This window comes from Streptomyces sp. NPDC091376 (genome assembly GCF_044757085.1).
Classification (GTDB): domain Bacteria; phylum Actinomycetota; class Actinomycetes; order Streptomycetales; family Streptomycetaceae; genus Streptomyces; species Streptomyces pratisoli.
This window is the reverse complement of record NZ_JBIVUF010000011.1, coordinates 94,754-120,965: the sequence shown is the minus strand read 5'-3', so window position 1 is coordinate 120,965 and position 26,212 is coordinate 94,754. Positions and strand designations below refer to the sequence as shown.

Annotated in this window: 23 protein-coding genes and 1 tRNA gene; 12 read left to right on the top strand and 12 right to left on the bottom strand. The window is 71.0% G+C overall.

The features are described 5' to 3' along the window. Window positions 1-33 precede the first annotated feature (33 nt). The 3 genes from otsB to ACIQMR_RS23740 all read right to left on the bottom strand — a co-directional run bounded on the left by otsB (window position 34) and on the right by ACIQMR_RS23740 (window position 2,642). Window positions 34-888, bottom strand: a complete 855-nt coding sequence (gene otsB, locus ACIQMR_RS23750; protein ID WP_401390605.1) for a trehalose-phosphatase — start codon at window positions 886-888, stop codon at window positions 34-36. 62 nt (window positions 889-950) lie between these two features. Beyond that, entirely contained in the window at window positions 951-1,181 is a 231-nt protein-coding gene (locus ACIQMR_RS23745; RefSeq protein ID WP_401390602.1) for a DUF3263 domain-containing protein, read from the bottom strand. A 195-nt stretch (window positions 1,182-1,376) separates the two neighbouring features. Beyond that, window positions 1,377-2,642, bottom strand: a complete 1,266-nt coding sequence (locus ACIQMR_RS23740; RefSeq protein ID WP_401391034.1) for an ABC transporter substrate-binding protein — start codon at window positions 2,640-2,642, stop codon at window positions 1,377-1,379. A gap of 174 nt (window positions 2,643-2,816) precedes the next feature. On the opposite strand from ACIQMR_RS23740, the gene ACIQMR_RS23735 reads away from it, so the two are divergent. From ACIQMR_RS23735 to ACIQMR_RS23725, 3 genes are all read left to right on the top strand, one after another. Then, window positions 2,817-3,794: an ROK family protein gene (locus ACIQMR_RS23735; protein WP_401390599.1), complete on the top strand. Its 978-nt coding sequence runs from the start codon at window positions 2,817-2,819 to the stop codon at window positions 3,792-3,794. Then, the gene (gene nagA / locus ACIQMR_RS23730; RefSeq protein ID WP_401390596.1) at window positions 3,794-4,930 is read left to right on the top strand and encodes an N-acetylglucosamine-6-phosphate deacetylase; all 1,137 of its coding nucleotides are present in this window, start codon (window positions 3,794-3,796) and stop codon (window positions 4,928-4,930) included. Before ACIQMR_RS23735 ends, nagA begins: the two co-directional genes overlap by 1 nt. 114 nt (window positions 4,931-5,044) lie before the next feature. Then, window positions 5,045-5,971 (top strand): 1-phosphofructokinase family hexose kinase, encoded by a 927-nt coding sequence (locus ACIQMR_RS23725; RefSeq protein WP_401391031.1) that lies wholly within the window; start codon window positions 5,045-5,047, stop codon window positions 5,969-5,971. Between the two features lie 33 nt (window positions 5,972-6,004). Here the strand turns inward: ACIQMR_RS23725 and ACIQMR_RS23720 are convergent, their stop codons facing one another. After that, on the bottom strand, window positions 6,005-6,970 hold the full coding sequence (locus ACIQMR_RS23720) for a CBM35 domain-containing protein (protein WP_401390593.1): 966 nt from the start codon (window positions 6,968-6,970) through the stop codon (window positions 6,005-6,007). Window positions 6,971-7,091: 121 nt separating this feature from the next. After that, on the bottom strand, window positions 7,092-8,858 hold the full coding sequence (gene cdgB / locus ACIQMR_RS23715) for a diguanylate cyclase CdgB (RefSeq protein ID WP_401390590.1): 1,767 nt from the start codon (window positions 8,856-8,858) through the stop codon (window positions 7,092-7,094). 367 nt (window positions 8,859-9,225) lie between these two features. Here cdgB and ACIQMR_RS23710 point away from each other — a divergent pair, with 367 nt between their 5' ends. Further along, a complete protein-coding gene (locus ACIQMR_RS23710) occupies window positions 9,226-9,735 on the top strand; it encodes a flavin reductase family protein (protein WP_401390587.1) in 510 nt (169 codons plus the stop codon). A gap of 130 nt (window positions 9,736-9,865) precedes the next feature. Here ACIQMR_RS23710 and arfB read toward each other — a convergent pair whose 3' ends face one another. After that, window positions 9,866-10,300 (bottom strand): alternative ribosome rescue aminoacyl-tRNA hydrolase ArfB, encoded by a 435-nt coding sequence (gene arfB, locus ACIQMR_RS23705; RefSeq protein ID WP_266379520.1) that lies wholly within the window; start codon window positions 10,298-10,300, stop codon window positions 9,866-9,868. 149 nt (window positions 10,301-10,449) lie between these two features. On the opposite strand from arfB, the gene ACIQMR_RS23700 reads away from it, so the two are divergent. Next, entirely contained in the window at window positions 10,450-11,025 is a 576-nt protein-coding gene (locus tag ACIQMR_RS23700) for a TerD family protein (protein WP_401390583.1), read from the top strand. Window positions 11,026-11,253: 228 nt separating this feature from the next. Here the strand turns inward: ACIQMR_RS23700 and ACIQMR_RS23695 are convergent, their stop codons facing one another. Together ACIQMR_RS23695 and ACIQMR_RS23690 are read right to left on the bottom strand one after the other, a co-directional pair. Next, entirely contained in the window at window positions 11,254-12,684 is a 1,431-nt protein-coding gene (locus tag ACIQMR_RS23695) for a M1 family metallopeptidase (protein WP_401390580.1), read from the bottom strand. Window positions 12,685-12,824: 140 nt separating this feature from the next. Beyond that, entirely contained in the window at window positions 12,825-13,388 is a 564-nt protein-coding gene (locus ACIQMR_RS23690) for a heme-binding protein (RefSeq protein WP_401391029.1), read from the bottom strand. Between the two features lie 403 nt (window positions 13,389-13,791). On the opposite strand from ACIQMR_RS23690, the gene ACIQMR_RS23685 reads away from it, so the two are divergent. The 3 genes from ACIQMR_RS23685 (at window position 13,792) to ACIQMR_RS23675 (ending at window position 16,412) form a co-directional block, all read left to right on the top strand. Then, window positions 13,792-14,973 carry a sensor histidine kinase gene (locus tag ACIQMR_RS23685; protein ID WP_401391026.1) on the top strand — a complete coding sequence of 394 codons (1,182 nt, stop codon included), beginning with the start codon at window positions 13,792-13,794 and terminating at the stop codon, window positions 14,971-14,973. Further along, on the top strand, window positions 14,970-15,599 hold the full coding sequence (locus ACIQMR_RS23680) for a response regulator (protein WP_401390577.1): 630 nt from the start codon (window positions 14,970-14,972) through the stop codon (window positions 15,597-15,599). Before ACIQMR_RS23685 ends, ACIQMR_RS23680 begins: the two co-directional genes overlap by 4 nt. A 312-nt stretch (window positions 15,600-15,911) precedes the next feature. Continuing rightward, window positions 15,912-16,412 carry a hypothetical protein gene (locus ACIQMR_RS23675; RefSeq protein WP_401390574.1) on the top strand — a complete coding sequence of 167 codons (501 nt, stop codon included), beginning with the start codon at window positions 15,912-15,914 and terminating at the stop codon, window positions 16,410-16,412. A 69-nt stretch (window positions 16,413-16,481) separates the two neighbouring features. Here the strand turns inward: ACIQMR_RS23675 and ACIQMR_RS23670 are convergent, their stop codons facing one another. Next, on the bottom strand, window positions 16,482-17,165 hold the full coding sequence (locus ACIQMR_RS23670; RefSeq protein ID WP_401390571.1) for a pentapeptide repeat-containing protein: 684 nt from the start codon (window positions 17,163-17,165) through the stop codon (window positions 16,482-16,484). 163 nt (window positions 17,166-17,328) lie between these two features. Here ACIQMR_RS23670 and ACIQMR_RS23665 point away from each other — a divergent pair, with 163 nt between their 5' ends. Then, window positions 17,329-18,333, top strand: coding sequence for a zinc-binding dehydrogenase (locus ACIQMR_RS23665; protein ID WP_401390568.1), 1,005 nt, complete (start codon window positions 17,329-17,331; stop codon window positions 18,331-18,333). A 222-nt stretch (window positions 18,334-18,555) separates the two neighbouring features. Here ACIQMR_RS23665 and ACIQMR_RS23660 read toward each other — a convergent pair whose 3' ends face one another. Next, on the bottom strand, window positions 18,556-19,446 hold the full coding sequence (locus ACIQMR_RS23660; protein ID WP_401390565.1) for an aminoglycoside phosphotransferase family protein: 891 nt from the start codon (window positions 19,444-19,446) through the stop codon (window positions 18,556-18,558). A 74-nt stretch (window positions 19,447-19,520) separates the two neighbouring features. Here ACIQMR_RS23660 and ACIQMR_RS23655 point away from each other — a divergent pair, with 74 nt between their 5' ends. Beyond that, window positions 19,521-20,915: an NAD(P)/FAD-dependent oxidoreductase gene (locus ACIQMR_RS23655; RefSeq protein ID WP_401390562.1), complete on the top strand. Its 1,395-nt coding sequence runs from the start codon at window positions 19,521-19,523 to the stop codon at window positions 20,913-20,915. Between the two features lie 33 nt (window positions 20,916-20,948). Here the strand turns inward: ACIQMR_RS23655 and ACIQMR_RS23650 are convergent, their stop codons facing one another. Next, on the bottom strand, window positions 20,949-23,045 hold the full coding sequence (locus ACIQMR_RS23650) for a restriction endonuclease (protein WP_401390559.1): 2,097 nt from the start codon (window positions 23,043-23,045) through the stop codon (window positions 20,949-20,951). A gap of 87 nt (window positions 23,046-23,132) precedes the next feature. Next, window positions 23,133-23,208, bottom strand: a tRNA-Thr gene (locus tag ACIQMR_RS23645). A gap of 236 nt (window positions 23,209-23,444) precedes the next feature. On the opposite strand from ACIQMR_RS23645, the gene ACIQMR_RS23640 reads away from it, so the two are divergent. Next, on the top strand, window positions 23,445-24,707 hold the full coding sequence (locus ACIQMR_RS23640; protein ID WP_401390557.1) for an RNA-guided endonuclease InsQ/TnpB family protein: 1,263 nt from the start codon (window positions 23,445-23,447) through the stop codon (window positions 24,705-24,707). Between the two features lie 274 nt (window positions 24,708-24,981). After that, window positions 24,982-26,118: an ABC transporter ATP-binding protein gene (locus ACIQMR_RS23635; protein ID WP_266379544.1), complete on the top strand. Its 1,137-nt coding sequence runs from the start codon at window positions 24,982-24,984 to the stop codon at window positions 26,116-26,118. Window positions 26,119-26,212: the final 94 nt, after the last annotated feature.

Sequence of the window (26,212 nt, the reverse complement as noted above, 5' to 3'; positions counted from 1 at the left end):
GTTCCGCGGAATCGGCCCACCGCGAGAATCGACCTATCCTCGGCGCTTGATCGTGGCGGCGAGGCCGGCGAGGAAGCCGACGACGCCGGCGGGGCCGGGGAGCAGCAGGTCGGCGCGTTCGGCGAGCTCCGGGACCTCGGAGCTGCCGCTGCACAGGAGCAGTCCCGGCACCCCGTCGGAGCGGAGCTTGTCGACCGCGGCGAACGCGGCGAGGTCGCCGAGGTCGTCGCCCGCGTAGACGACCGCCGCGGCCTTCGTCTCGCGTACGTACTCGGCGAGCGCGATGCCCTTGTCGATGCCGGGCGGGCGCACCTCCAGGACCAGCCGGCCCGGCTCCACGATCAGGCCGTGGCGGGCGGCGAGGTCGGCGATCGGCCCGCGCAGTGCCTCGAACGCGGCCTGCGGGTCCTCGGCGCGGCGCGTGTGCACGGCGACCGCGCGGCCCTTCTCCTCGATCCAGGTGCCCTGCCAGGCGCCCATCGCGTCGAGGAGGCCCGGCAGCTCGGCCCGCACGGCGGCGACGCCGGGATGCTCGGGCTGGGCGTGCACGGTGCCGCTGACGGCGTCCCACCGCTCGGCGCCGTAGTGACCGAGCACGACGAGGTGTTCGAGTCCTGCGACACCGGCGAAGCCGCCGTACCGCACGGCGACCCCGGCGGGCCGTCCCGTCACGACGGCGACGGACGCGACGAGCGGTGCCAGTTCGGCGAGCGCCGGCACGGCTTCGGGGTGTGCCCTGGCCTGCTCCGGGTCCGGCACGATGTCCGCCAGTGTCCCGTCGAAGTCGAGTGCGACGACGCTGTCCCCGGGGCGATCGAGAACCGCGGTGAGTCCGTCCCGGCCGGCGGCGGTGGCCGGCTCCGGCAGTGCGTCCGAGTAGCTGCCCATACCCCGACCCTATCGACGCGGCCCCGCCTCAGCCACGGCGCGCGGCGCCGGAACGCGCCGGGTCAGCGCCTCTCGCGCTGGGCCTCGCGGACGCGCCGCAGGCGGTTCACCGTGACCGGGTCGTGGGCGAGGGCGCGCGGATCGTCCAGGAGGGCGTTCAGGAGCTGGTAGTAGCGGGTCGGGGAGATCCCGAGATCCTCCCGTATCGCCCGCTCCTTGGCGCCGGGACCGGGCCAGGACGCGCGCTCGACGGCGAGGACGGCGCGGTCCCGTTCGGAGAGTTCGTCGGTCATATCAGCAACATAACCGCCCACCCGGACAGCGACCGGCGCCTCCACCCGGGTGAACTCCCACCGGACCGCCCGGCCTCCGGGCTTGCCCGGCACCGGAGCGGTCCGGGTCCGTCACGGTCCGGGTCCGGCACGGTCCAGGTCCGGCGGCGCGCGGGGCGCTGGGCGCTGGGCGCTGGGCGCTGGGCGCTCCGGCGTCTACTTCGACGCGTCCGCCTCGATCTCGGCCTTCGCCGCGTCGTTCGCGATCCGGTTCAGCACCGCTTCCGGGTTTCCGTCCGGCGCGACCGCCTGGCCTATGTTCTGCTTCACGCTCGCGCTGACCTTCGCCCACGACATCTCGCCGGACGGGTACAGCTCGGACGTCGGCAGCGCGTCGAGGAACTCCCACAGGTCCTTGTGCTTCGTGTCCGCCGCCATCGTGTCGCTCGCGCTGACGGTGACCGGCAGGATGTCGTAGCGGTCGGAGAACTCCAGGACGTTCTTGTCGCTGTACGCGAAGTCGAGGAAGCGGCCGATCTCCTTGCGGTGGCCGTGCTGCTTGAACGCCATCATCCAGTCGGCCACGCCCATCGACGCCTTGGCCCGGCCCTCGGCGCCGGGCATCGGCACCATCCCGACCTTCACGCCCTTCTTCTCGGCCTGCTGCATCAGCGTGGGGTGGCCGTTGAGCATGCCGACCTCACCTCGCGTGAACGCCTCGAAGGCCTGCGCGCGGTCCAGCTTGCCCGGCGGGACCGGGCCCGTGAGGCCCGGGGTGACGAGCTTGTCCTTCAGCCAGCGGAACGTTTCGATGTTCTGCTCGGAGTCGATCTGGTACTCCCCGCCGTTGCGGTCGCGGTAGCCGCCGCCTCCGCTCAGCAGCCAGATCATGGTCTCGGCCTGGGACTCCTCGGAGCCGAGCGGCAGCGCGAAGGGGTACGTCACCCCGCGCGCCTTCAGCTTCTGCGCGGCGGCGCGCAGTTCCGGCCAGGTCTTCGGCGCCTCGACGCCCGCGTCGTCGAAGAGTTCCTCGTTGAAGAACAGCAGGCGCGTGCTGGCCGCGAACGGCAGACCGTACTGGACGCGCCCGCTCTGGCCCGCGTCGCTCAGCATCGGAAGGAAGTTCGCCTGCGTGGGGATCGTGACGAGTTCCTCCACGCGGTACAGCTTGTTCTGGTTCGCGTAGTCGGCGTACGCACCGATCTGGGCGATGTCGGGCGCGTTGCCGGCGTCCACCATCTCGGCGACCTTCCGGTCGACGTCCTTCCAGGAGTAGACGTCGACGTCGACCTTGATGCCGGGGTTGCCCGACTCGAAGTCCCGCGCGAGGTCGTCCCAGTACGCCTGCGAGGAGTCGGCCGCGCCGTTGCCGTAGTCGGCGGCGACGAGCCTGAGGGTCACGCCGTCCGATCCGCCGGTGGTGCCGCAGCCCGCGAGCATCACCGTCATACCGAATGCGGCCCCCGCCGCGACCAGTCCCATGAAGCGCCGCTGCACGACCCGTCCCCAACCCTTGTTCTGTTGATCGTTAAAGGTAGAGGTCTACACCACACCGCTCCTGATTGCGAAACGAACCGGTCATCGCTTTGTATGCGACCGCAACAATCCGGAGTAGTGGACTAGACCTGTCTTGGGTCCGCGCGCGAGACTGTACGCGTGAGACACGTCATCGCCCTCGATGTGGGCGGCACCGGGATGAAGGCCGCCCTCGTCGGGGCGGACGGGACACTGCTGTACGAGGCACGCCGCGCGACCGGCCGGGAGCGCGGTCCCGACGCCGTCGTCGAGACCATTCTCGGCTTCGCCGCGGAGCTGCGCGCGTACGGCGAGGAGCGGTACGGCGAGAGCGCCGCGGCCGCCGGGGTCGCCGTACCGGGCATCGTCGACGCCGCGCAGGGCATCGCCGTGTACGCGGCGAACCTGGGCTGGCGCGACGTCCCCATGCGCGATCTGCTCGGCGAGCGGCTCGGCGGCGTCCCCGTCGCCCTCGGCCACGACGTACGCACGGGCGGACTCGCCGAAGGCCGCATCGGGGCGGGCCGCGGCGCCGACCGGTTCCTGTTCGTCCCCCTCGGCACCGGGATCGCCGGAGCCATCGGCATCGGCGGCGCGATCGAGGCCGGCGCCCACGGGTACGCGGGCGAGATCGGCCATGTCGTCGTGCGGCCCGGCGGCCCGGAGTGCGGCTGCGGACAGCGCGGCTGCCTGGAGACCCTGGCCTCGGCCTCCGCCGTGTCCCGGGCCTGGGCCGCCGCAAGCGGCGACCCCGGCGCGGACGCGGCGGACTGTGCCAAGGCCGTCGCCTCCGGGGACGAGAACGCCGTACGGGTGTGGCAGGACGCGGTCGACGCGCTCGCCGACGGGCTGGTCACCGCGCTCACCCTGCTGGACCCGCGCACCCTGATCATCGGTGGCGGGCTCGCCGAGGCAGGAGAAACCTTGTTCACGCCCCTGCGGGCCGCGGTGGAGGCACGCGTCACCTTCCAGAAGCTGCCCGAGATCGTCCCGGCGGCCCTCGGGGACACCGCCGGCTGCCTGGGCGCGGGCCTCCTCGCCTGGGACCTGCTCGACACCCCCGGCACAGCCGCGACATCCGACGCATCCGAAACACTCACCACGGAGGTAACCGCCTGATGGCCGACCGGATGGTTCTCACGGGCGCCCGGGTGGTGCTGCCCACGGGCGTCGTCGAGAACGGGCGCGTGATCGTCGAAGGCACCCGTATCGCCGGGCACGCCCCCGCCGACGCGCCCTCCGTCGACCTGTCCGGCCACTGGCTGGTCCCCGGCTTCGTGGACATGCACAACCACGGCGGCGGCGGGGCCTCCTTCACCTCCGGCTCGGCCGAGGACGTGCTCACGGGCGTACGCACCCACCACGAGCACGGCACCACCACGATGGTCGCCTCCACCGTGACCGGGGACATGGACTTCCTCACCCGGCGGGCCGGGTTCCTGTCCGAACTGGTCGAGCAGGGCGATCTGGCCGGCATCCACTTCGAAGGCCCCTTCATCTCCCCCTGCCGCAAGGGCGCGCACAGCGAGCAGCTGCTTCGCGATCCCGATCCGGCGCAGGTGCGCAAGCTGATCGACGCCGCCCGCGGTACGGCGAGGATGGTCACGCTCGCCACCGAACTGCCCGGCGGCATCGAGTCCGTACGGATGCTCGCCGAGCGCGGCGTGATCGCGGCGATCGGCCACACCGACGCCACGTACGAGCAGACCGTCGAGGCCATCGACGCGGGCGCCACCGTCGCCACGCACCTGTTCAACGCCATGCCGACCCTCGGTCACCGGGCCCCGGGCCCGATCGCCGCGCTGCTGGAGGACGACCGGATCACCGTCGAGCTGATCAACGACGGCACGCATCTGCACCCGGCGGCGCTGGAACTGGCGTTCCACCGCGCGGGGGCCGCCCGGGTCGCGTTCATCACGGACGCGATGGACGCGGCGGGCTTCGGCGACGGTGTCTACCACCTGGGTCCGCTGGAGGTCGAGGTCAAGGAAGGCGTCGCCCGGCTGGTGGAGGGCGGCTCGATCGCCGGCTCCACGCTCACCCTGGACACGGCGTTCCGGCGGGCCGCTGCCGTCGACGGGCTGCCGGTCGAGGACATCGTCCAGGCGATCTCCGCCAACCCGGCCCGGCTGCTGGGCGTCGACGACCGCGTCGGCTCGCTGGAAGCCGGCAAGGACGCGGATCTGGTCGTCCTGGACGCGGAGTTCGGGCTCAAGGGCGTGATGCGCAAGGGCGCGTGGGTGGTCGAGCCGTAGGAGACCCGGCATGCGCGGGCGGTTGGCCGACGGGGGGCTGGGCCAACCGCCTACTTTTTGGCATGATCAGGATCCGTCCGGCGAAGCCAAGCGCATGTTCAGGGGGTGTCACAGGTGATCCTCACGGTCACGCTGAACGCCGCCCTCGACCTGACCTACCGGGTCCCCGCCCTCCTGCCGCACACCTCGCACCGGGTCTCCGAGGTCATCGAGCGCCCCGGCGGCAAGGGCTTGAACGTCGCACGGGTGCTCGCGACGCTCGGCCACGACGCGGTCGTCACCGGCTTCGCGGGCGGCACCACCGGCGAGATCCTGCGCGCACAGCTGGCCGCTCTGCCGGTGCGGGACGCGCTCGTGCCCGTCGCGGGGACCACCCGGCGCACGCTCGCCGTGGTCGACGCGGCGAGCGGTGACACGACCCAGTTCAACGAGCCCGGCCCCACCGTCACGCCCGACGAATGGGCCGCGTTCCTCACCTCGTACGAGTCGCTGCTGCGCGACGCCGAAGCCGTCGCGCTGTGCGGCAGCCTCCCGCCGGGCATCCATGTGGGCGCGTACGCGGAGCTGATCCGCCGGGCGCGGGCGGCCGGCGTCCCCGCGCTGCTGGACACCAGCGGCGAACCGCTGCGCCGCGGTATCGCGGCCCGTCCCGACCTGGTGAAGCCGAACGCGGACGAGCTGGCCCAGCTCACCGGCTCCCGCGAGCCCCTGCGCGCCACCCACGACGCCCGCCGCCGCGGGGCCCGCACGGTGGTCTCCTCGCTCGGCCCTGACGGCATCCTCGCGGCCACTCCCGACGGCACCTGGCAGGCCACCCCGCCGGGCACGGTCCTCGGCAACCCGACGGGCGCCGGCGACTCGGCCGTCGCCGGCCTGCTCTCGGGTCTCGTCGAGTCCCTGCCCTGGCCCGACCGGCTCACCCGCGCGGTGGCCCTCGCGACCGCGACGGTCCTCGCTCCGACGGCCGGCGACTTCGACCGGGCGTCCTACGAGGACCTGCTGCCGAGGATCACGGTGACGGAGCACGCCCCGGCGGCATGATCCGCTCGGGGCGCGTTCGGCACTCCCGGATGATCAGCCGGTCTTGACCTCGAGGTAGTCGAGGATCGCGTCGCACTGGTTGCCCTGCTCGCAGGAGAGCTTGAGCTCGTTCTCGCCCTTCTGCAGGGTGACCGGCGCCCACGTGGTCTGCCAGTTCTTCTCCAAGTTCGGGTCCGAGGAACCGATGAAGTTCTTCAGGCCGATGGGGTTGGAGTTCGCCTTGCCGTTGACGGTGAGCGTCGCGTTGGCGTCCTTGGCCGGAATCGCGTACCGCACGTACAGGCGGTAGTTGCCCGCCTTCTCCACGCTCGCGTTCCAGGTCACCGAGGCGCCGACCGCGTTGAAGCCGGTCACGTAGGCGCCGTCGGCACCCTGCGCGCCCTTGATGTCCTTGGCGAGCACCGCCGGCGGTCCGAGCTTCAGCGTCGCCGCGTCCTGCTTCGGGAGTTCGGCCGGCTTCTCGTCGGAGCCGTTGGACGCCTCGTCGCTCGGTCCCACCTCGTCGGCGGGCGCGCTGTTGCCCGGGTTGGCCCGGGGGTCGTCCTCGTCGTCGCCACCGCTGGTCCACAGGGCGGCGCCGATGCCGACGACGACCACGGCCACCACGGCGACGGCGCCGATGAGCAGACCCCTGGTGTTGGGCCCGCTGCCGCGGCCGCCGCCGCCCTGGGGCAGCGGGACCTGGCGGGTCGGGGCACCGCCGGGGTACGTCTCGGGAGCCGCGTACTGGGGGCTGGGCTGCTGGCCGTAGGGCTGCTGGTGCGGGACCTGGCCGTACGGCTGCTGCGGCGCCTGCGGCTGCCCGTACTGGCGCTCGCCGACAGTTCTGACCTGGTTGTACGACGTCCTGGGCACCCCGGGCTGGGCGGCCGGACCGGGGTAGCCGTAGCCACCGCCCTGACGGGGAGGTGTGGCACCCGCCTGCTGCCCGTCCGCGTAGAGGTAGCCGAACGGATCCTCGTCCTCGGGCGTGCTCGCGCCGTTGTTCCCGGCCGTCATCCCTGGGTCACTCCTATCCATGCTCGCCAGCCGTCGCCGACCGGCCGAGCCTACCCCGTTCGAGTCACTCCAAGGACGGTCCACACCCCCGGCCGGTTCCCCGCCGCTCCCCGGCCGCCGGCTATCCCGCGCGTCTGTGGACCTTGGCCCTGGACCGCTTCTCGATGTACATGCGCTGGTCAGCGGACTGAAGTACCTCTTCTACGGACATACCGCAGACCGCCCAGCCGATTCCGAAGCTCGCGCCGACCCGGACCGCCCGCCCGTCCACCCGGATCGGCGGAATGATCGCGTTCCGCAGGCGTACGGCCAGGTCGGCGGCGTCCACCGCGGTGAGGCCGTCGGCGAGGACGACGAATTCGTCACCTCCGAGCCGCGCGACCGTGTCCCCGTCACGCACGCCGGTGGTGAGCCGGCGCGCGACCTCGATGAGGACGGCGTCGCCCGTGTTGTGCCCGAAGCGGTCGTTGATCGACTTGAAGCCGTCGAGGTCGCAGAAGAGGACGGCGAGGCCCTTCGTACCGTCGTCGGCCTCCCCGTCCAGGGCGGGGGCGACGGCATGCACATGATGGTCGTACGCACTGCCCGGCGTATCGAAGTCGAATCCGTCGGCGCGGAAGCGGGGCTTGCCCTCGCCACCGTCCTCGTAACCGGGCGGGTAGCCGTTCTCCCCGTATCCGGCGTCGCCGAATCCGTTGTCGCCGTAGCCGTTGTCGCCGTACTCGCCGAAGCCGTTCCCGTCCCCGTACGGGCTCTGGTAGTCCCGGGTGTGCAGCGTCGGGCCGATGGCCTGGCGCGCGCTCTGGGGCCGCTCGCACAGCCGGGCACTGAGCCGGGCGCGCAGCTCCGCGTTGTTGGGCAGGCCGGTCAGCGCGTCATGGCTGGCCCGGTGCGCGAGCTGCAGCTCGTGGCGCTTGCGCTCCTCGATGTCCTCGACGTGCGTGAGCAGGAAACGGGGGCCGTCGGCGGTGTCGGCGACGACGGAGTTGCGCAGCGAGACCCAGACGTACGTCCCGTCGCGGCGACCGAGACGCAGCTCGGCCCGGCCGCCCTCGGCGGAGGTGCGCAGCAGGGTGCCGATGTCCTCGGGGTGGACGAGATCGGAGAAGGAGTAGCGGCGCATCGCGGACGCGGGGCGGCCGAGCAGCCGGCACAGGGCGTCGTTGGTGCGCAGCAGCCGGCCGTGCTGGTCCCCGCCCATCTCGGCTATGGCCATGCCGCTCGGCGCGTACTCGAACGCCTGCCGAAACGACTCCTCACTGGCGCGCAGGGCCTGCTGCTCACGCTCCAGGCGGACCAGCGCGCGTTGCATGTTTGCTCGGAGCCGGGCGTTGCTGATCGCAATCGCGGACTGCGACGCGTACATCTGGAGCGCCTCCTGGCCCCAGGCGCCGGGACGGCGGCCGTTGCGCGGCTTGTCGACCGAGATGACACCGAGGAGTTCGCGTCCGCCGCCCGATGCGTACATCGGCGCGTAGAGCCGGTCCTGGGGGTGCCACTCGTCCTCGAAGCGGGGCTCGGGGCCTTCCGTGTACCACTGCGGAACGTCGTCCTCCAGCAGCACCCAGCCCTCGGTGTGCGGTATGAAGCGCAACTCGCCCCAGGCCTCGCCCATCCCGAGGCGGCGCTCCCAGGAGGCGCGGGAGCCGACCCGGCCGGTGATCAGGGCTTCCGCCGCGGTGTTCCCGGCGAAGGCGGCGACGACGAGGTCCCCGTCGGGGCGTACGAGATTGACGCATGCCAGCTCGTACCCGAGCCCGGCCACGATGCCGTCGGCGACGGTCTGCAGCGTGTCCGCCAGGCTTCGGGCCGTGTTGAGGTCCGCTACGACCTGATGCAGCTGCCTCAGGGTCGCAAGACGGACGTACGGCTCCGACTCGGTCTCCATCGCTCGCTCTCCCCGAGACCTCGAACAGCTGACTCCAGGTTTCTCATCGGGCGCTGTCGGTGCACCGTGTTCGGCGCAGTGTTCCCGCCACTGAATCACAGCGAGCTGTCCACCCGGTACACAGGGTCAACAATTCCTGGGCTCTGTGACTCAAGTCACAACAGATGATGAAGAGAGATACGAGGGCCGTGGGAGCCGCCCATCGCTTCTTGAACGCAAATTCGGCCGACGGCCGTACCGGTCCCGAGTCCTAGGACCTGGATGGTCCCCTGGCCCGATGTGGCCGAGCGGGGGCACGGCTAGCGTTCCGGTCGTGCCGCAGACGACCCCCGCCCCGAGTGCAGAAGCCATCCTCCATGCTGAGGGGGTGAGCGACGAAGAGTTCCGTGCCGCGATGTCCCGGCTGGCCGCCGGAGTGGTGCTGGTGACGGCCCACGAACCGCCGCTGGCGGAGGACGGCCCGCGCGGCGAGGACGTCGGCATGACCGCGACGGCGTTCATGTCGGTCTCCCTGGACCCGCCGCTCGTCATGGTGAGTCTGCGCAACGGCTCGCGCATGGACGACCTGCTCGCGGAGCAGCCGGTGTGGGGCGCCTCGTTGCTCTCCGAGAACCAGCGGCACATCGCCGGCCGCTTCTCCATGAAGGGCCGCATCAGCGACCGGCTCCTCTTCGAGGACATCGCGTACGCCCGGGGCGAGGTGTGCGGCGCACCGCTCGTCGGCGGTGCGCTGGCGGTCCTGGAGTGCCGTACGGAACAGCGCGTGGAGGCGGGCGACCACACTCTCGTGATCGCCCGTGTGCTCAGCGCGGGTGTGCCCGGCCCGGACGGTGGGCCACTGATGTACTTCCGCGGGCGCTACCGGCACCTGGGCTGACGGACGCACGTCGGCACGGGGCGAGGGGGCCCCGGCGGCGAGGTGGCAGGGGGTCGAGGTCCGGGGCGAGGAGTCGAGGGGGGCGGGTCGAGGTCCGGGGGCGAGGGGCCGGGGGGTGGGCCGTCCAGGGCTACCAGTCGCGGCCGGTGCGGCCGCGCTTCGTCTGCGCGCGCTGCTTCTTCTCCCGCAGACGGCGCTCGTTGATGCCGCGCGGGATCTTCGTGGGGCGCCGCGGCCGCGGCGGCGGAGCCGTGGCCTCCGCGAGCAGCGCGGCCAGCCGGACGGCCGCCGACTCCCGGTTGCGCCACTGGGAGCGGTGCTCGGACGACCGTACGCTGATCACGCCGCCGTTCAGCCGGGACGCGAGGCGCTCCAGCGCTCGCGCCTTCCAGACGGGTGGCAGCGACTCCGTCGCCGCGAGGTCGAAGCGGAGCTCGACCTGCGAATCGCTCGTGTTCACATGCTGACCGCCGGGACCCGACGACCGCGAGAAACGCCACATGAGCTCGGCCTCCGGCAGGGAGACGGAGCCTCGGATGAGGTAGGGCCCGGACATGTGTCCCATGGTCGCGTCTGTGGGCGATCCGCGTCATGTTCTTTTAGCGGGGAAACGGGGAACCTGGCGGTCCTTCGCCCGCGTTATGCACGGTGACGGTAGCTTCGGGAATCACGAAGCCCGACCGCACTGCACTCGACCAGGAAAGGGACCTCCCCATGGCTGTAAGCCTGTCCAAGGGCGGCAACGTCTCGCTCACCAAGGAGGCACCGGGCCTGACCGCCGTCACGGTGGGCCTCGGCTGGGACGTCCGTAGCACCACCGGCACCGACTTCGACCTCGACGCCTCGGCGATCGCGGTCAACAACGGCGGGAAGGTCGTCTCCGACGGCCACTTCGTCTTCTTCAACAACAAGTCGACGCCGGACCAGTCCATCGTCCACACCGGTGACAACCGCACCGGCGAGGGCGGCGGCGACGACGAGCAGATCAACGTCAACCTGGCGGGTCTCGCTCCCGACGTCGAGAAGATCGTCTTCCCCGTCTCCATCTACGACGCGGAGAACCGCAGCCAGAACTTCGGCCAGGTTCGCAACGCGTACATCCGCATCGTCAACCAGGCCGGCGGCACCGAGATCGCCCGCTACGACCTGAGCGAGGACGCCGCCACGGAGACCGCCATGGTCTTCGGCGAGCTGTACCGCAACGGTGCGGAGTGGAAGTTCCGCGCGGTCGGCCAGGGTTACGCCTCGGGCCTGGTCGGCATCGCCCAGGACTTCGGCGTCAACGTCTGAGTCGACGTCCGGGTCATCCGGCGTACGTACACCCCGAAGGCCCCGGCCGCCGTCCCGGCCGGGGCCTTCGGCATGGCCGGGGCACCCTGACCAGGGCCGAGCGCATGACCACGGCCCGGGCGCCCTGAGCAGGGCCGGGCGCGTGAGCATGGTCGGGGCGCGTGAGCATTGCCGGGGCCGTGACCGGAGTACGGCCCGGCCCGTGACCACGGCCGGGCTATGGCATGTCTACGGCTTCGCCGGCTTGTCCTTGCCGTACAGCCAGACGTCCCACAGGGCGGTGAGGTCCTTGCCCGACGTCTTCTCGACGAAGGCGACGAAGTCCTCGGTGGAGGCGTTGCCATGACGATGGGTCCGCGGCCAGTCCTTCAGGAGGGCGAAGAAGGCGTCGTCACCGACGGCCTGGCGGATCTTGTGCAGGACCATAGCGCCGCGCTCGTACACCGGATCGCCCAGGAGGTTGTTCACCGGCGGATCGGCGGGCGGGAAGACCCAGTTCCCCTTGTCGGCGAAGGCGTCCTCGAAATGCTTCTGGGCGGTGACGCCCTCGAAGTCCTCGCCGTACAGCCACTCCGCGTAGGTCGCGAAGCCCTCGTTGAGCCACACGTCCTTCCACGCCTTCGGCGAGACCGAGTTGCCGTACCACTGGTGGGCCGTTTCATGGACGAGGAAGTCCACGTTGAAGGCTCCGGCCGGGTACACGGGCCGGGTCTGCGTCTCCAGCGCGTAGTCCGCGTCCCCCTCGCGTTCGACGATCGCCCCGGTGGAGGAGAACGGGTACGGGCCGAAGTTCTCCTGCGCCCAGTCCAGGACTTCGGGGATACGGGCGCGCGTCTCGTCGCTCTCCTCGGCGACGGTCTTGTCCACGGCCGTGTACACGGGGACGCCCTGCGCGGGGCGGGAGCTCTTGATGTCGTACTCGCCGATGCCGACGGTCGCGAGGTAACTCGCCATCGGTTCGGCCGAGCGCCAGGCGAAGGACGTGCGGCTGCCGCCGGCCGCGGGCCGCTGGGACCTCAGCTCTCCGTTGGAGACCGCGGTCAGACCCTTGGGAACGGTGACGGTGATGTCGTACGTCGCCTTGTCGCTGGGGTGGTGGTTGCCGGGGAACCACGCCATCGACCCCTGCGGCTCACCGAGCGCGAAGGCGCCGTCCTCGGTCCTCAGCCAGCCCTCCTTGGAACCGTCGGGGTCGGTGAGGGTGACCGGGCTGCCGGTGTAGCGGACGACGGCCTTGAAGGCGCTGCCCTTGCCGAGGCCGTCGCGCGGGCGGACCGTCACCTCGTCACCGTTGCGCTGGACGATGGCCGGGGCGCCGTCGACGGTCACGCCCTCGACGTCCAGTCCGTGGAGGTCGAGGTTGAAGGCGCTGAGGTTCTGGGTGGCACGGGCGGTGATGGTCGCGGTGCCGGCGAGCTCGTTCGGCTTCGGCTCGTAGTCGAGGGCGAGGGCGTAGTGCTGGACGTCGTAGCCGCCATTGCCGAGCTTGGGGAAGTACGGGTCGCGCAGACCGGCCGATCCGGGCGTTCCGGCGACACCGCGGCCGAAGCCGCTTCCCCCGGCGCCGTCGCTGTTCGCCGTGCAGGCCGAGGCCGAGGCCGTGAGCACGGTGAGGGCGGCGACGGACGCCAGGGTACGGAGAAGCAGTCGCTGGTCCACACGGCGATCCTATGTGCGGAATGTCCGATTCCGCCGTGTGCCGTGGTGATCCACCACACGTCGGTGGGGAGACACGGACTCCGGGCGACGACGTGCGGACGCCTGTGACCTGCCCGAACGCCGACGGTGACCCTGCGCCGCTACCTGGCAAGGGCGGCGACGCCGGCACGGGCGAACTTCTCGTCGAGGTCACCGCTCGGGGCGCCCGCGACACCGATGCCCGCGATCGGCGCGCCCTTCACCTGGACGGGAGCACCGCCGGCGAGGAACAGCGTGCCCGGGATGTCCTTCAGGTTCGGCGCCTGCTGGAGCCGCCCGGCCAGCTCGGAGGTGGGCGCGTTCCAGGCGACCGCGGTGAACGCCTTGCGCTGCGCGGACTCGTACGACTGCGGGCCCGCGCCGTCGCCGCGCAGGGTGACGATGGCGTTGCCGTTGCGGTCGACGACGGCGACGGTCACCCGCTGGTTCTCGTCCTGCGCGGCCTCCAGCACGGCCCGGGCGGCCCTGGCCGCCGCGTCGGCGGTCAGGTGCGTGGTCTGGTGGAGGTTGCGGTGCGCGGTGTCGGCCGCGGCCGCGGCCGGGGAGGATGCGGGGGCGGCCGGGGCGGCGGCGTTCGCGGAGACCGTGCCGAAGGTTCCGGCGCCGAGCGCGGCGGCGGCGACGGCGCCGGTCAGGACGCGGGCGCGCAGCGAGATCTTCTTCATGTTCTTCGTGCTCTTCCTGTTGCTCGTGTCGTTCGCTTCCTTCATGGGATCGATCCTCGGTCCGAGGACGGCGCCCCACGGTCGACGGAGCGGATGCTTCCGGCATGCCTGACGGCCGACGGGCAGGTCAGCCGATCGGCTGATGCGCGCATGGTTCCGCCGGGTCACCATGGGTGCATCCATGCAGGTCAGCGAGGAGTGGTGGACGGTGGAACAGACCCCCGGGGCAGCCCCTGGGCCGGACCCCGACAACCACACGGGCACGAGCGACCGGGGCACGAGCGAGCCGGGCAGTCGCGAGCCAAGCGGTCCCGAGCCAGGCGGTCGCGACCTCGACGACCACGCCCCGGGCAGCCGCCAACCCGGCAGTCGAGACCCCGACACCCGACGGCTCGCGTGGGTCATGCACGCCGCGTTCTTCCTCCTCCTCGGCGCCTCGCTCGTCCGCTACCTGCTGCGGCACCCCTGGGAGGGCCGCTCCCCGTGGATCATCGGCCTGTCGGCCGCGCTCGCCGCGCTGTACGTCCTCGGCCCGGCCCTCGGCTCCCGCGCCACGCCCCGCCGGCTCGTCTGGCTCGGCACCGTCGTCGCCGTCTGGATGGTCCTCGTCGTCCTCGCGCCCAGTTTCGCCTGGTGCGCGGTGCCGCTCTTCTACACCGGCCTGCGCACCCTCCCGCCGCGGGCCGCGCTGGTCCTGGTCGCGCTGCTCACCGCGTTCGTCGTGGCCGCGCAGCTCCAGCTCGCGCACGGCGGCTTCGACCCCAACCTGGTGATCGCCCCGCCCGCCGTCGCCGCCATCGCCACCGCCGTCTTCGTCCACGCCGAACGCCTCGCCGCCCGTCAGCGCGCACTGATCGACGACCTGCTCAGCACACGACGCGAACTCGCCGCCACCGAACGCCGCGAAGGCACCCTCGCCGAACGCCAGCGGCTCTCGATGGAGATCCACGACACCCTCGCCCAGGGCCTTTCGAGCCAGCAGATGCTGCTCCAGGCCGCCGAACGCACCTGGGACGCGGATCCCACGACCGCACGCCGCCACGTCCGTACCGCCGAATCGATCGCCGAACGCAATCTCGCCGAGGCCCGCCGCTTCGTCCACGACCTCGCGCCCGCCGATCTCGCCGAGGGCGGCGGCCTGGAGCAGGCCCTGCGCTCCCTCTCCGCACGGGAGTCCGCGGGATTCCGGGTCGACGGGACGCCGGTTCCACTGCCCGACCGGGTGCAGTCGGCACTCCTGCGCATCGCCCAGGGCGCCCTGGCCAACGTCCGCGAGCACGCCGGAGCCACCTCCGCCGCCCTGACCCTGACCTACCTCGACGACCAGATCGTCCTGGACATCGCGGACGACGGCCGCGGCTTCGAACCCGCGCGCACCCGCGGCGGTGTACGCGGACACGGGCTGCCCGCCATGCGGGCGCGCGTCCGGCAGCTCGGCGGCACCCTGACCGTCGAGTCCACGCCCGGCGAGGGCACGGTGCTCTCGGCGGCGGTCCCGCTGGACACCCGGGACACTCGGGACACCCAGGACACCCGGGACACCCGCGCCGTGCTGGACGCACAGGACACCCGGGAGACGCCATGACCGTCAGGATCCTGCTCTGCGACGACCACGCCGTCGTCCGCGCCGGACTCCTCGCCCTGCTCGGCAGCGAACCCGGCATCGAGGTGGTCGGCGAAGCGGGCAGCGGGGAGGAGGCCGTGGCCATGGCCGCGAAGCTCAAGCCGGACGTGGTGCTGATGGACCTCCAGCTGGGCCCCGGCATCGACGGCGCCGAGGCCACCCGCCGGATAGCCGCACTCCCCGGCGCGCGTACCCATGTGCTCGTCCTCACGACGTACGACACGGACGCGGACATCACCCGCGCCATCGAGGCGGGCGCGACCGGCTATCTGCTGAAGGCCGAACGCCCCGAGGAGCTCTTCGCCGCGATCCACTCCGCCGCACAGGGCCGCACGACCCTCTCGCCGCCGGTCGCCGGCCGAGTGATGGACCGCATGCGCGGCTCGGCCCGCCCGGCCCTCACCACACGCGAGCTGGACATCCTGGGCCAGCTCTCCCACGGCCTGGGCAACCGTGAGATCGCCCGTGCGCTGTTCATCAGCGAGGCGACGGTGAAGACCCATCTGGGCCGTATCTACGCGAAGTTGGGCGTCGACACGCGGGCGGGCGCGGTGGCCGTGGCGAAGGAGCAGCGACTGCTGCCGTGAGCCTCGCGCCGACCGGGCCTCCCCTCCCCACCACGTCGGCCGGGAGACCTGCCGCAACGGCTGGGAGATCTGCCGCAGCGGCCGACGCGACACCGGCGCGGGACGCGGACAGCACCGGCGAGGGGGCGGCGCCCGTCAGCGCGCACTGATCGACGACCTGCTCAGCCCGCGACGCGGGCAACGGGCACACCTCACCACCCGGCCCCTCACCATGACATCCCCGGCCACCACATCCCTGGCCACCCGGCCCCTGCCCGGTCCCGTACGACCTGGGCGTACGAGACTCCGTACCGCGCATGACACCATCGACGAGTGCTCGACATCGGCTACTCCCTCTCCCGCCGCTTCCCCGACCCGCCGCAGACCGACTACCGGACCGCGGACGTCCGCGCGCTGCGCCACGACCTCTTCTGCGGTGACGTCTACCTCGCGGACACCAAGGCCGACCAGGAGGTGTCCACAGCCTGGGGATGGGTGCCGGTGCTCGACTTCGCCTGGGCGCTGTGCGACATCGTGGAGCAGCTCGACCGGGACCCGCTCGGCAGCCGCTCCGCGCAGCCGCAGCACGCCGAGCTGGACTTCACCGAGTCGTCCGACCGCATGCTCTTCGAGCGTCGCTTCGGCTGGGTGGACGTCGAGGCCGACTGGATGCCCGGCGACGAGCCCCCGCTCACCTTCAACCACGGCGAACTGCGCCGCGAGGCCCGCGACTTCCTCCACGACCTGATCGCCGACCTCACCGACATGCACGAAGGCCTCGCCGACAACCCCGTCGTCTGGGACCTGCAGGCCCGCTTCCCCCGCACCCCCTGACACCCCCGCTCCGGGACCCCGGAAGGCTCCCGGCTGCGGGACCCCGTGCGCCCCGGGAGCCCCGGGACCTCAGTCCTCCACCCGCACCCCCAGCTGCGCCGCGAACGCCGGTGCCAGATCCATCAGCTGGGCAGTGCTGATCACCGCCCCGGAGAGCCCCTCCATCCCCCTGGCGATCTCCAGCTCCGCCACGTGCCGCAGATCGACGTCCCGCATCCGCACACCGCTGAAGTCGGCCTGCCGCAGCGCACAGTCCCGGAACTCCACCCGCTCCAGCTGCGCCGCCCCGAAGTCCGGCTCGGACAGCACGCACCCCTCGAACACGACGTCCTTCAGCCGCGCGTTGCGCAGATTCAGATAGTCGATCTTCCCGCCCCACACCACCACCCGCTCCAGCACGGCCCCGTGCAGCTGGACCCCTCCCATGCGCGCGTCGACGACCTCCACGTCCCGCAGGGACGCGCCCGCGAGATCCGTCCCCACGCCCCGCACCCCCGTCAGCACCGAGTCGATGAACCGCGCGCCCGTCAGCGAGGTCTCGTCCAGCACACAGTCCCGCAGCGCACAGTCCAGGAACCTGGCGCCCGCCCCGTCCTCACCCGCCAGATCCAGCCCAGCCAGCTCCAGACCGTCGTAGTCCCCGTCCGGCTCCAGCCCGCCGCCCCCGAACGGACCCAGCTGCGGCAGCCGCACCTCCGGCCGCCGTGCCGCCGCCACCCGCGTGTTCCTCGCCTTCCGCACCATGCCCCTCATGGTGGCGCACCGCACTGACAACGCCCCGCACGCCGGAACCACCCCCGGAACGACCGCGAAGTTCCTGCTCCGCGCGCCCCAACACGGCTTGACCTCAACCTTGCTTGAAGTTGAAGAGTGGGCCCATCAACGCACTACGGCGCCGAGCACCCCGGGAGGGACCATGCACGCCATCCGCCTTCACGCCTTCGGCCCCGCCGAGAACCTCACCTACGAGACCGTCGACGACCCCGAACCCGGCCCCGGCCAGGTCCGGATCGCCGTCGCCGCGGCCGGGGTCCACCTCCTCGACGCCGCCCTCCGCGAAGGCATGCCCGGCCCCTTCCCCGGACCCGCGGAGCTGCCGACCGTCCCCGGCCGCGAAGTCGCCGGCACCGTCGACCGCATCGGCGAAGGCACCGACGAAAGCTGGCTGGGCAAGCGCGTCGTCGCCCATCTCGGCATGGTCCCCGGGGGTTACGCCGAACTCGCCGTCACCGGCACCGACCGGCTCCACGAGATCGCCGACCACCTCGACGAGGCCGCCGCCGTAGCCATGATCGGCACCGGCCGCACCACCCTCGGCATCCTCCAGTACACCGACCTCGGCCCGCGGTCCGTCGTGATCGTCCCCGCCGCGGCCGGCGGCATCGGCACCCTCATCGTCCAGTACGCCAAGAACGCCGACGCCACCGTCATCGGCCTCGCCGGCGGCCCCGCGAAGGTCGCCCACGTCACCGCGAACGGCGCCGACCTCGCCGTCGACTACACGCTCCCCGACTGGCCCGAACACGTCCGCACGTACCTCCGCGAACGCGGCGACCGGCACGCCACCGTCGTCTACGACTCCGTCGGCGGAGACACCGCCCGCGCCGCCGTCGACCTCCTCGGCAAAGGCGGCCGGCACATCGTCTTCGGCTGGTCCAGCCACGGCATCCTCGAAGGCTCCGCGCTCACCTTCACCGACGACGAACTCGCCGAACGCGGCATCACCTCCGAGTCCGTCCTCGGCCCCGCCATGCTCGAAAAGGCCGGCGGCCTGCGCGCCCTCGAAACCCGCTCCCTCGACGAAGCCACCACCGGCCGCCTCCGCCCCGCCGTCCACCGCTTTCCGCTCGCCGAAGCCGCCTCCGCCCACCGAGCCCTCCAGACACGCGGCACCATCGGCAAGGTCGTCCTGATCCCCTAGCCCCACAAGGCTCCACGACGCCACACGAGCAACCAGCGCCTCGTCGGTCGACCGGTACACCGTCCACCCGTACTGCGGACACGCAGCCAGGAACACATGGAGGACGACCGACGGGGCTCTCCCGTCCGGCGCGGCCCCTCCTCACCCCACCAGGACCGCCCACACAGGACTCACCGCGCCAGGACCCCCCACAGGACTCACCGCGCGAGGAACACCCGAAACTCAGCGCGCCAGAAGCATCCGAGCGATGGCGACCTGATCCTCCGGCAGCCGCACCGCACCCTCCGACACCCGCCACAGACCGTTCTGCAGCACCCGGCCCACCGTCCACGCCCCCGCCCGCGCCCGGTCCAGGCCCAGCCGCTCCGTCAGCAGATCGAACCGCCACAGCGTCTCGTCCGCGTCGAAACGGTTCCACAGCGCCGGAAACAGCTCGAACCCCGGATCACCCGCCAGCGGCTTCGGATCGATCGCCAGCCACGGCTCCCGCTCGGCCGCCAGGACGTTGTCGTAGTGCAGATCCCAGTGCAGCAACCGGTCCCCGGGCTCCCCCGCCACCTCCCGGACCGCCGCCGCACAGTCCCGCAACAGCCGCCGCTCCCCCTCATCCTCCAGCGCCGCCACCGCCCCCGGCACCCGCGCCGACATCCGCGCCGCGATGTCCCCCAACCGCCGCAACCCCACCGGCGGGGCCGGCACCGCCGTCAGCCGCGCCAGCAGCTCCCCCAGGATCCCCACCGCCTCCCGGCCGTCCGCCAGCGCCGACAGGTGCCGCCCCTCGTCCAACCGCTCCAGCAGCATCGTCCCCGTACCCGCGTCATGGTCCAGCAACCGAACCGCCCCGGCCCCGTCCCACACCCGCAACGCCAGCGGCTCACCCTCCGTCTCCTCGTCCAGCAGCTGCAACTTCAGCGCCGCACGCGTCCCGTCGCCCACCCGCACCACCGGCAGCACCAGCGACGCCACCCCGCTCATCGAAGGCCCCGTGACCCGCAGCCCCCACCGCCCCAGGAACTCCGCCGCCCGCCCCGGCAAAGCCTCCACGAAAGCGCGCCCCGCCTCCCCGTTGTACTCGATCTGCCTCGCGACCAGCTCGTCCGGAATGTCGACCACCCCCGGATCGTACGACCGCCACCCACCCGCCCCGCCCTGGACAGCCCAACCACCACCGGTGTACGAACAGCCTCATGACCAGCACGATCAACGGCGGCATCTCCTTCTGGTACGCGGACGACGGCATACCGGCCCCCCGGGAACCCCTGCCGGGCGACGCGACCGCCGACGTCTGCATCGTCGGCGGCGGATACACCGGACTCTGGACGGCGTACTACCTCAAGAAGGCCGTCCCCTTCCTCAACATCACCGTCCTCGAAGCCAAGTTCTGCGGATACGGCGCCTCCGGACGCAACGGCGGCTGGCTCTACAACGGCATCGCCGGCCGCGACCGCTACGCCCGCCTCCACGGCCACGACGCCGCCGTACGCCTCCAGCAGGCCATGAACGACACCGTCGCCGAAGTCGTCCGCATCGCCGCCGAAGAGAACATCGACGCCGACATCCACAAAGGCGGCGTCCTCGAAGTCGCCCACAACCCCGCGCAGCTCACCCGCCTCAAGAACTTCCACGCCGCCGAAATCGCCTTCGGCGAGAAGGACCGCGAACTGTACGGCGCCCGCGAGACCGCCGACCGCGTCCGCGTCGCCGGAGCCGTCGGCTCCACCTGGACCCCGCACGGCGCCCGCCTGCACCCGGTCAAACTGCTCAAGGGACTCGCGACAGCCGTCGAGGCACTCGGCGTCACCATCCACGAATCGACCCCCGTCACGGAGATCAAACCCAAACACGCGATCACCCCGTACGGAACGGTCCGCGCCCCCTACATCCTGCGCTGCACCGAAGGCTTCACCGCGTCCCTCGCACACCAGCGCCGCACCTGGCTCCCCATGAACTCCTCCATGATCGCCACGGCACCCCTCCCCGACGACGTCTGGTCACAGATCGGCTGGTCCGGCCGCGAAACCCTCGGCGACATGGCCCACGCCTACATGTACGCCCAGCGCACTGCCGACAACCGCATCGCCCTCGGCGGCCGCGGCATCCCCTACCGCTACGGCTCCCGCACCGACAACGACGGCACCACACAGGCCGCCACCATCGACGCCCTCCGCACCGTCCTCACCCGCCTCTTCCCCCAACTCGCCGGAACCGACATCACCCACGCCTGGTCCGGCGTCCTCGGCGTACCCCGCGACTGGTGCGCCACCGTCACCCTCGACCGCTCCACCGGCCTCGGCTGGGCCGGCGGCTACGTCGGCTCCGGCGTCGCCACCACCAACCTCGCCGCCCGCACCCTGCGCGACCTCATCCAGCAGGACTCCGGCCAGTCCGGCCCCACCGACCTCACCGCCCTCCCCTGGGTCAACCACAAGGTCCGCAAATGGGAACCCGAGCCCTTCCGCTGGCTCGGCGTCCACACCCTCTACGCGGCCTACCGCACCGCCGACCGCCACGAACTCACCGCCCACACGACCCGCACCAGCCGCATCGCCACCCTCGCGGACAGAATCTCCGGCCGGCACTGAACACGGTGGGGGGGCGTACGCCCCCCCACCGCATTACTCGACCGCGATCCCGAAGTCCCCCACCAACTCCTCCAGACCGCCCCGATACCCCTTGCCGCCCAGAACGAACTCCCAATCGCCCCCGGGCCGCCGCCGAAAAGAACCGAGCACCAGAGCCGTCTCCCCCGGCCTCCCGTCCGAGACATCGAGCCTGTCGAGCCCCACACCCGCAGCATCCCTCAGACAAATCCCCGCATCAGCGAACCCGGCAAGATCCGCACCCGGATTGACCTCCGGATCCACCGCAGCCACCAACACCAACCGATCGGCCCGCGCAGGCAGATCATCGAACCCGACCCGGATCGCGGCACGATCCCCGGCAAACGACCGGATCATCCGCACCGAACCCTCCGGTGTCCGCTCATTGTTGAAGAAGACGAAATAGTCGTCGCTCAGCACACGACTGCCGCGGCACACCAACGCACAGACATCCAGCGCCACACTCCCGGCCCAATTCATGCCCAGAACGTTGAAGTCCTCACAACCCGCGTCCCCCTCGTCCACCACCGCCACGCCAGGCGGCGAACCCGCGTCGGCCCCATCACCAAGCCGCCCACGAAGCCCGTGCCTGTGGAGCAGATCGACCAACTCAGCACCCGAGACAAGTGTCAAAGGCTTACCGTTGGCGAAAGCGTGCGACCCAGGACCGAAACGCGAAGTGGTCACCAACACACCCTTGTTGGCCCCCGCACCCTGGACAGTTCCGAACAGATCCCGCACCGCACTCGGCGGTACCGCGTTCCGATACCGCTTCACCTGCACGACGATCTTCCCGCCGCTGATCGGATCCGGATCCACCGCATCGACATCCACACCACCGTCATTCGAGCGCTGCGTGGTCACCGCCTGCATGCCTCGCGCACGGAACAACTCCGCTACCAAACCCTCGATTTCAACAGGATCCATCGACAACAGATCCGGCTCCTCCCCACCACCGTGCGACACCACACCCGAGCCCACCTGCTCGGGCGACCGCACCGGCCGCACCGCAACCCGCTGATCCGGACGCGCGGACAACTGCCCACGCAGCGCACCCGTCAGACACTCCACCGCACTGACCAGCTCCAAATTCAGCCCGTCAAAGACCGAACGCTCAACCAGTACCGTCACGAGGAAGACCCGCGCCTGCCGCCCAGTCGCCGGATCGTGATCATCCACGAAACCATTCAGCACGACAGAATGCAGCCCACCGGACTCATCCGCCGAAAACACATCCCGCAGCGCAAGCAACACCGACTGCGCCAGCACATCCCGATACAGGGCCCTGCGCTGCGTCACCGGCCGGACAATGTCCTTCTCCTGATCCGTCCCCACCAGATAGCGCACACCCTTGGCCTCCGGGACCACATCGAAACCCGGCAACTCCCAGTCCAGCACCAACTGCCGCGCCGCCCGGTCATACGAAGCCGAAACCTGCCGCGGAAAGCCCTCGGGCCATACCGTCGAGGCATACAAAGCCGCCGAGAAGTACTCCACCACCGTGCCCGGCTCACCCGCACGCAACGCCTCAGCCATCCCGGCTATCCCCGCATTGTGCTCCCGGATCTCCGCCAGCCGCGCCGCCGCCCAATCGTCGTACTGCCGCCGATAAGCAGCCAGATCCGCCTGCCGACGCGCCTCAGCAGTCTGCGCCGCACGCCAATCCCACTCGAACCGAGCCTGCGCCTCACGCTGCGCCTGCGCACGCCCAGCAGCAGTCCAGCCACCACTCGCCTGATACCGGGCGGGATCGGGCATCACCACCGGCTGCGCAGGCGCCCCCGGCGCAAACGGCTCGATCTCCTCCACACGTCGCAGAGCCGCGATACGAAACCCCGGCGCGCGGCATCCCGCCGCCAGCAGCCCCGCCAACTCCGCAACCCGCGAATCCAGCTCCTGCGACCGCCGCAGCACATCGGCCTCGCGCTGCCGCCGATACGCCGCCTGCTGCTCCCGATGCATTCGCGCCATGTCCCGCTCGAACGCCCGCTGCTCCCGCACCGCCGTCTGTTGCTGTCTTACCGCGGCCCGCGCCTGCGCCTCCCGCTGCCTCTGCTGCTGCCGCTGCGCCTCCGCCCAGACGCCGATCAGTCCACTGGAACGACGACTCATCCGACGCACCCCTCCCCAGGAACACCCCGCCAGACCCCCGCAAAACGACAGTGTCCCGGATCAGAGTGATCCGGGACACAGTTTCGGTGGAGCCGCCTGTCGGAATCGAACCGACGACCTACGGGTTACAAAGCCGTTGCTCTACCAACTGAGCTAAGGCGGCATGGGTACGACGTGCTCCGCACGCGAGAGCTACCCCACTTTACACAGCGCCCAATGGCGCCGAGCACGGGATCAGTGACCTTCCGGCCGTCTGTTCGTTGAAGGCACTGACGTGCTGTTCCGATGATCGGCTCACAGGGAGGGGACGTGGCTGCACGGGTGACGGGGGCCCAGGCCGTACAGCTCAAGGAGTACGAGCTCGGCATCCCCTCACAGCGGCGGAAGCCGGGAAAGCCGGTGAAGCGTCGGGCCAAGGCGGCCGGGACGCGGGAGCGGACGTACCGCTACCGCTTCTATCCGTCGGCCTCGCAGGCGGAGCAGCTGGCGAAGACGTTCGGTGCATGTCGCTGGGTCTACAACCAGGGGCTTGAGCTGCGTCGGAGCGGCTGGGAGCAGTACCGGGTCTCGGTGGGGTACGCGGAGACGTGCCGGGCGCTGACGGGCTGGCGGCGGGCCGAGGAGACCTCGTGGCTGGCGGAGGTGTCGTCGACGGTGCTGCAGCAGTCGCTGAGGCACTTGGACGCCGCCTTCCAGGGCTTCTTCAGGGGTGCGAGGAAGCATCCGAAGCGCAAGCGGAAGCATGTGGCCAAGGATTCGGCGACGTACGTACGGCTCGGTATGGGGTTCCGCTGGGTCGAAGATCCGGATCGGGCGGGCACGGGGCTGCTGACCCTGGCCAAGCAGACGGAACCGTTGGCCGTGCGATGGTCACGTCCGCTGCCGTCAGGTGTGACACCGGTGAAGCTGACGGTGACCCGGGATCGGGCCGGCCGCCACTTCGTAGCGGTTCTCGTCGAGGAGGTCATCGAGCCGCTGGCCGAGGTGGTCGATCCTGAGTGCGGCGAGCCGAAGGTGGTGGGCGTGGATGTGGGCATCGCCTCTCTGGTGACTCTGGACGACGGCACGAAGATCGACCATCCGCGCCTGCTGCGGAAGTACGCGGATCGGTTGGCCCGGCTTCAGCGGCAGCTGCACCGGAGACGGGCGGGTTCGAAGAATCGAGCCAAGGTCCGGGCCAAGATCGCGCGTCTGTACGCGTTGATCAGGGATGTCCGACGCGACGTACTGGACCAGGTCACCACCCGCCTCGTGCGCGAGAACCAAGTGCTCGTGGTGGAGGACCTGGCCATCGCTTCTCTGATGCGCGCCGGTGGACGTCGCAAGGCCCGGCTGAACGGGGCGATCATCGACGCGTCGTGGGGAGAGTTGCTGCGGCTGCTGACGTACAAGGCGGAGTGGGGCGGCCGCACGCTCGTGATCGTCGACCGATTCTTCCCTTCGACGCGCCGCTGTTCGGTATGCCATGCGGATGGCGGGCCCAAGGGGCTCTCAGTTCGAAGCTGGACATGCGTGAGATGCGACACAACGCATGACAGGGATGTGAACGCGGCAGCCAATCTCCGGGAGGAGGGGCTGCGCCTCTATCGCCTGGTCGCGGATGCGCTCCCAGCAGGGAGAGCGCTGCCCGCGGTGATTCGGGCGTCGGCGCTCACCGGGTAGTCCTTCGTTGTGCGGACCGACGGGCCGTCGGCCGGAATGCCTGTGGAGTCTGTGTAAGCCCGCCGTATCCGTGGGGTTACCCGCGTTTCGAGCGGCATTGGGCGATGAAGCAGGAAGCGTCGTCAAGGCGCAGGTCAAAAGAGCGCTGCTCTGCCTACTGACAGAACCGGAATCGCAAGGTAGCGTCGCCTGCAGTTCACTCAGGTGGACTAGACCCATTCTTCCTTTACTCGGATCGTCCGGCACGTTCCTGCCGGTGAAGGGATCATCACCCATGGCCACTGTCACTTTCGACAAGGCGACCCGGATCTACCCGGGCTCCACGAAGCCCGCCGTCGACGGGCTCGAGATCGAGATCGAGGACGGCGAGTTCCTCGTCCTCGTCGGCCCCTCCGGCTGCGGCAAGTCCACCTCGCTGCGTATGCTCGCCGGCCTCGAGGACGTCAACGGCGGAGCGATCCGCATCGGTGACCGCGACGTCACCCACCTCCCGCCGAAGGACCGGGACATCGCCATGGTGTTCCAGAACTACGCGCTGTACCCGCACATGTCCGTCGCGGACAACATGGGCTTCGCGCTCAAGATCGCCGGCGTCAGCAAGGCCCTCATCCGGCAGAAGGTCGAGGAGGCGGCGAAGATCCTCGACCTGACCGAGTACCTGGACCGCAAGCCGAAGGCGCTGTCCGGTGGTCAGCGGCAGCGCGTGGCGATGGGCCGTGCCATCGTGCGTGAGCCGCAGGTCTTCCTCATGGACGAGCCGCTGTCGAACCTCGACGCGAAGCTCCGTGTCTCGACGCGTACGCAGATCGCGTCGCTGCAGCGCCGTCTCGGCATCACCACCGTGTACGTCACGCACGACCAGGTCGAGGCCATGACGATGGGCGACCGGGTCGCCGTGCTGAAGGACGGTCTGCTGCAGCAGGTCGACTCGCCGCGGAACATGTACGACCGCCCGGCGAACCTGTTCGTCGCGGGCTTCATCGGTTCGCCGGCCATGAACCTGGTCGAGGTGCCGATCACCGACGGTGGTGTGAAGTTCGGCAACAGCGTCGTCCCGGTCAGCCGCGAGGCGCTGTCCGCTGCCGCCGACAAGGGTGACCGGACCGTGACCGTCGGTGTGCGGCCCGAGCACTTCGACGTGGTCGAGCACGGCGGCGCCGCCGCCAAGACGCTGTCGAAGGACACCGAGGACGCCCCGGCCGGCCTGGCCGTGACCGTGAACGTCGTCGAGGAGCTCGGCGCGGACGGCTATGTGTACGGCACTGCCGAGGTCGGCGGCGAGAAGAAGGACCTGGTGGTCCGGGTGAACGGCCGCTCCGTGCCGGACAAGGGCTCGCAGCTGCACGTCGTGCCGCGGCCGGGCGAGACGCACGTGTTCTCGACGTCGACGGGCGAGCGCCTCAGCGACTGACGGCAGGACGCCAGGACGGCAGATCGGCCGACCGGGCGGACCGGGCTGACGGGGCTGACCGGTTCTCCGGCGCCTGACGTGAACGGCTCCCTTG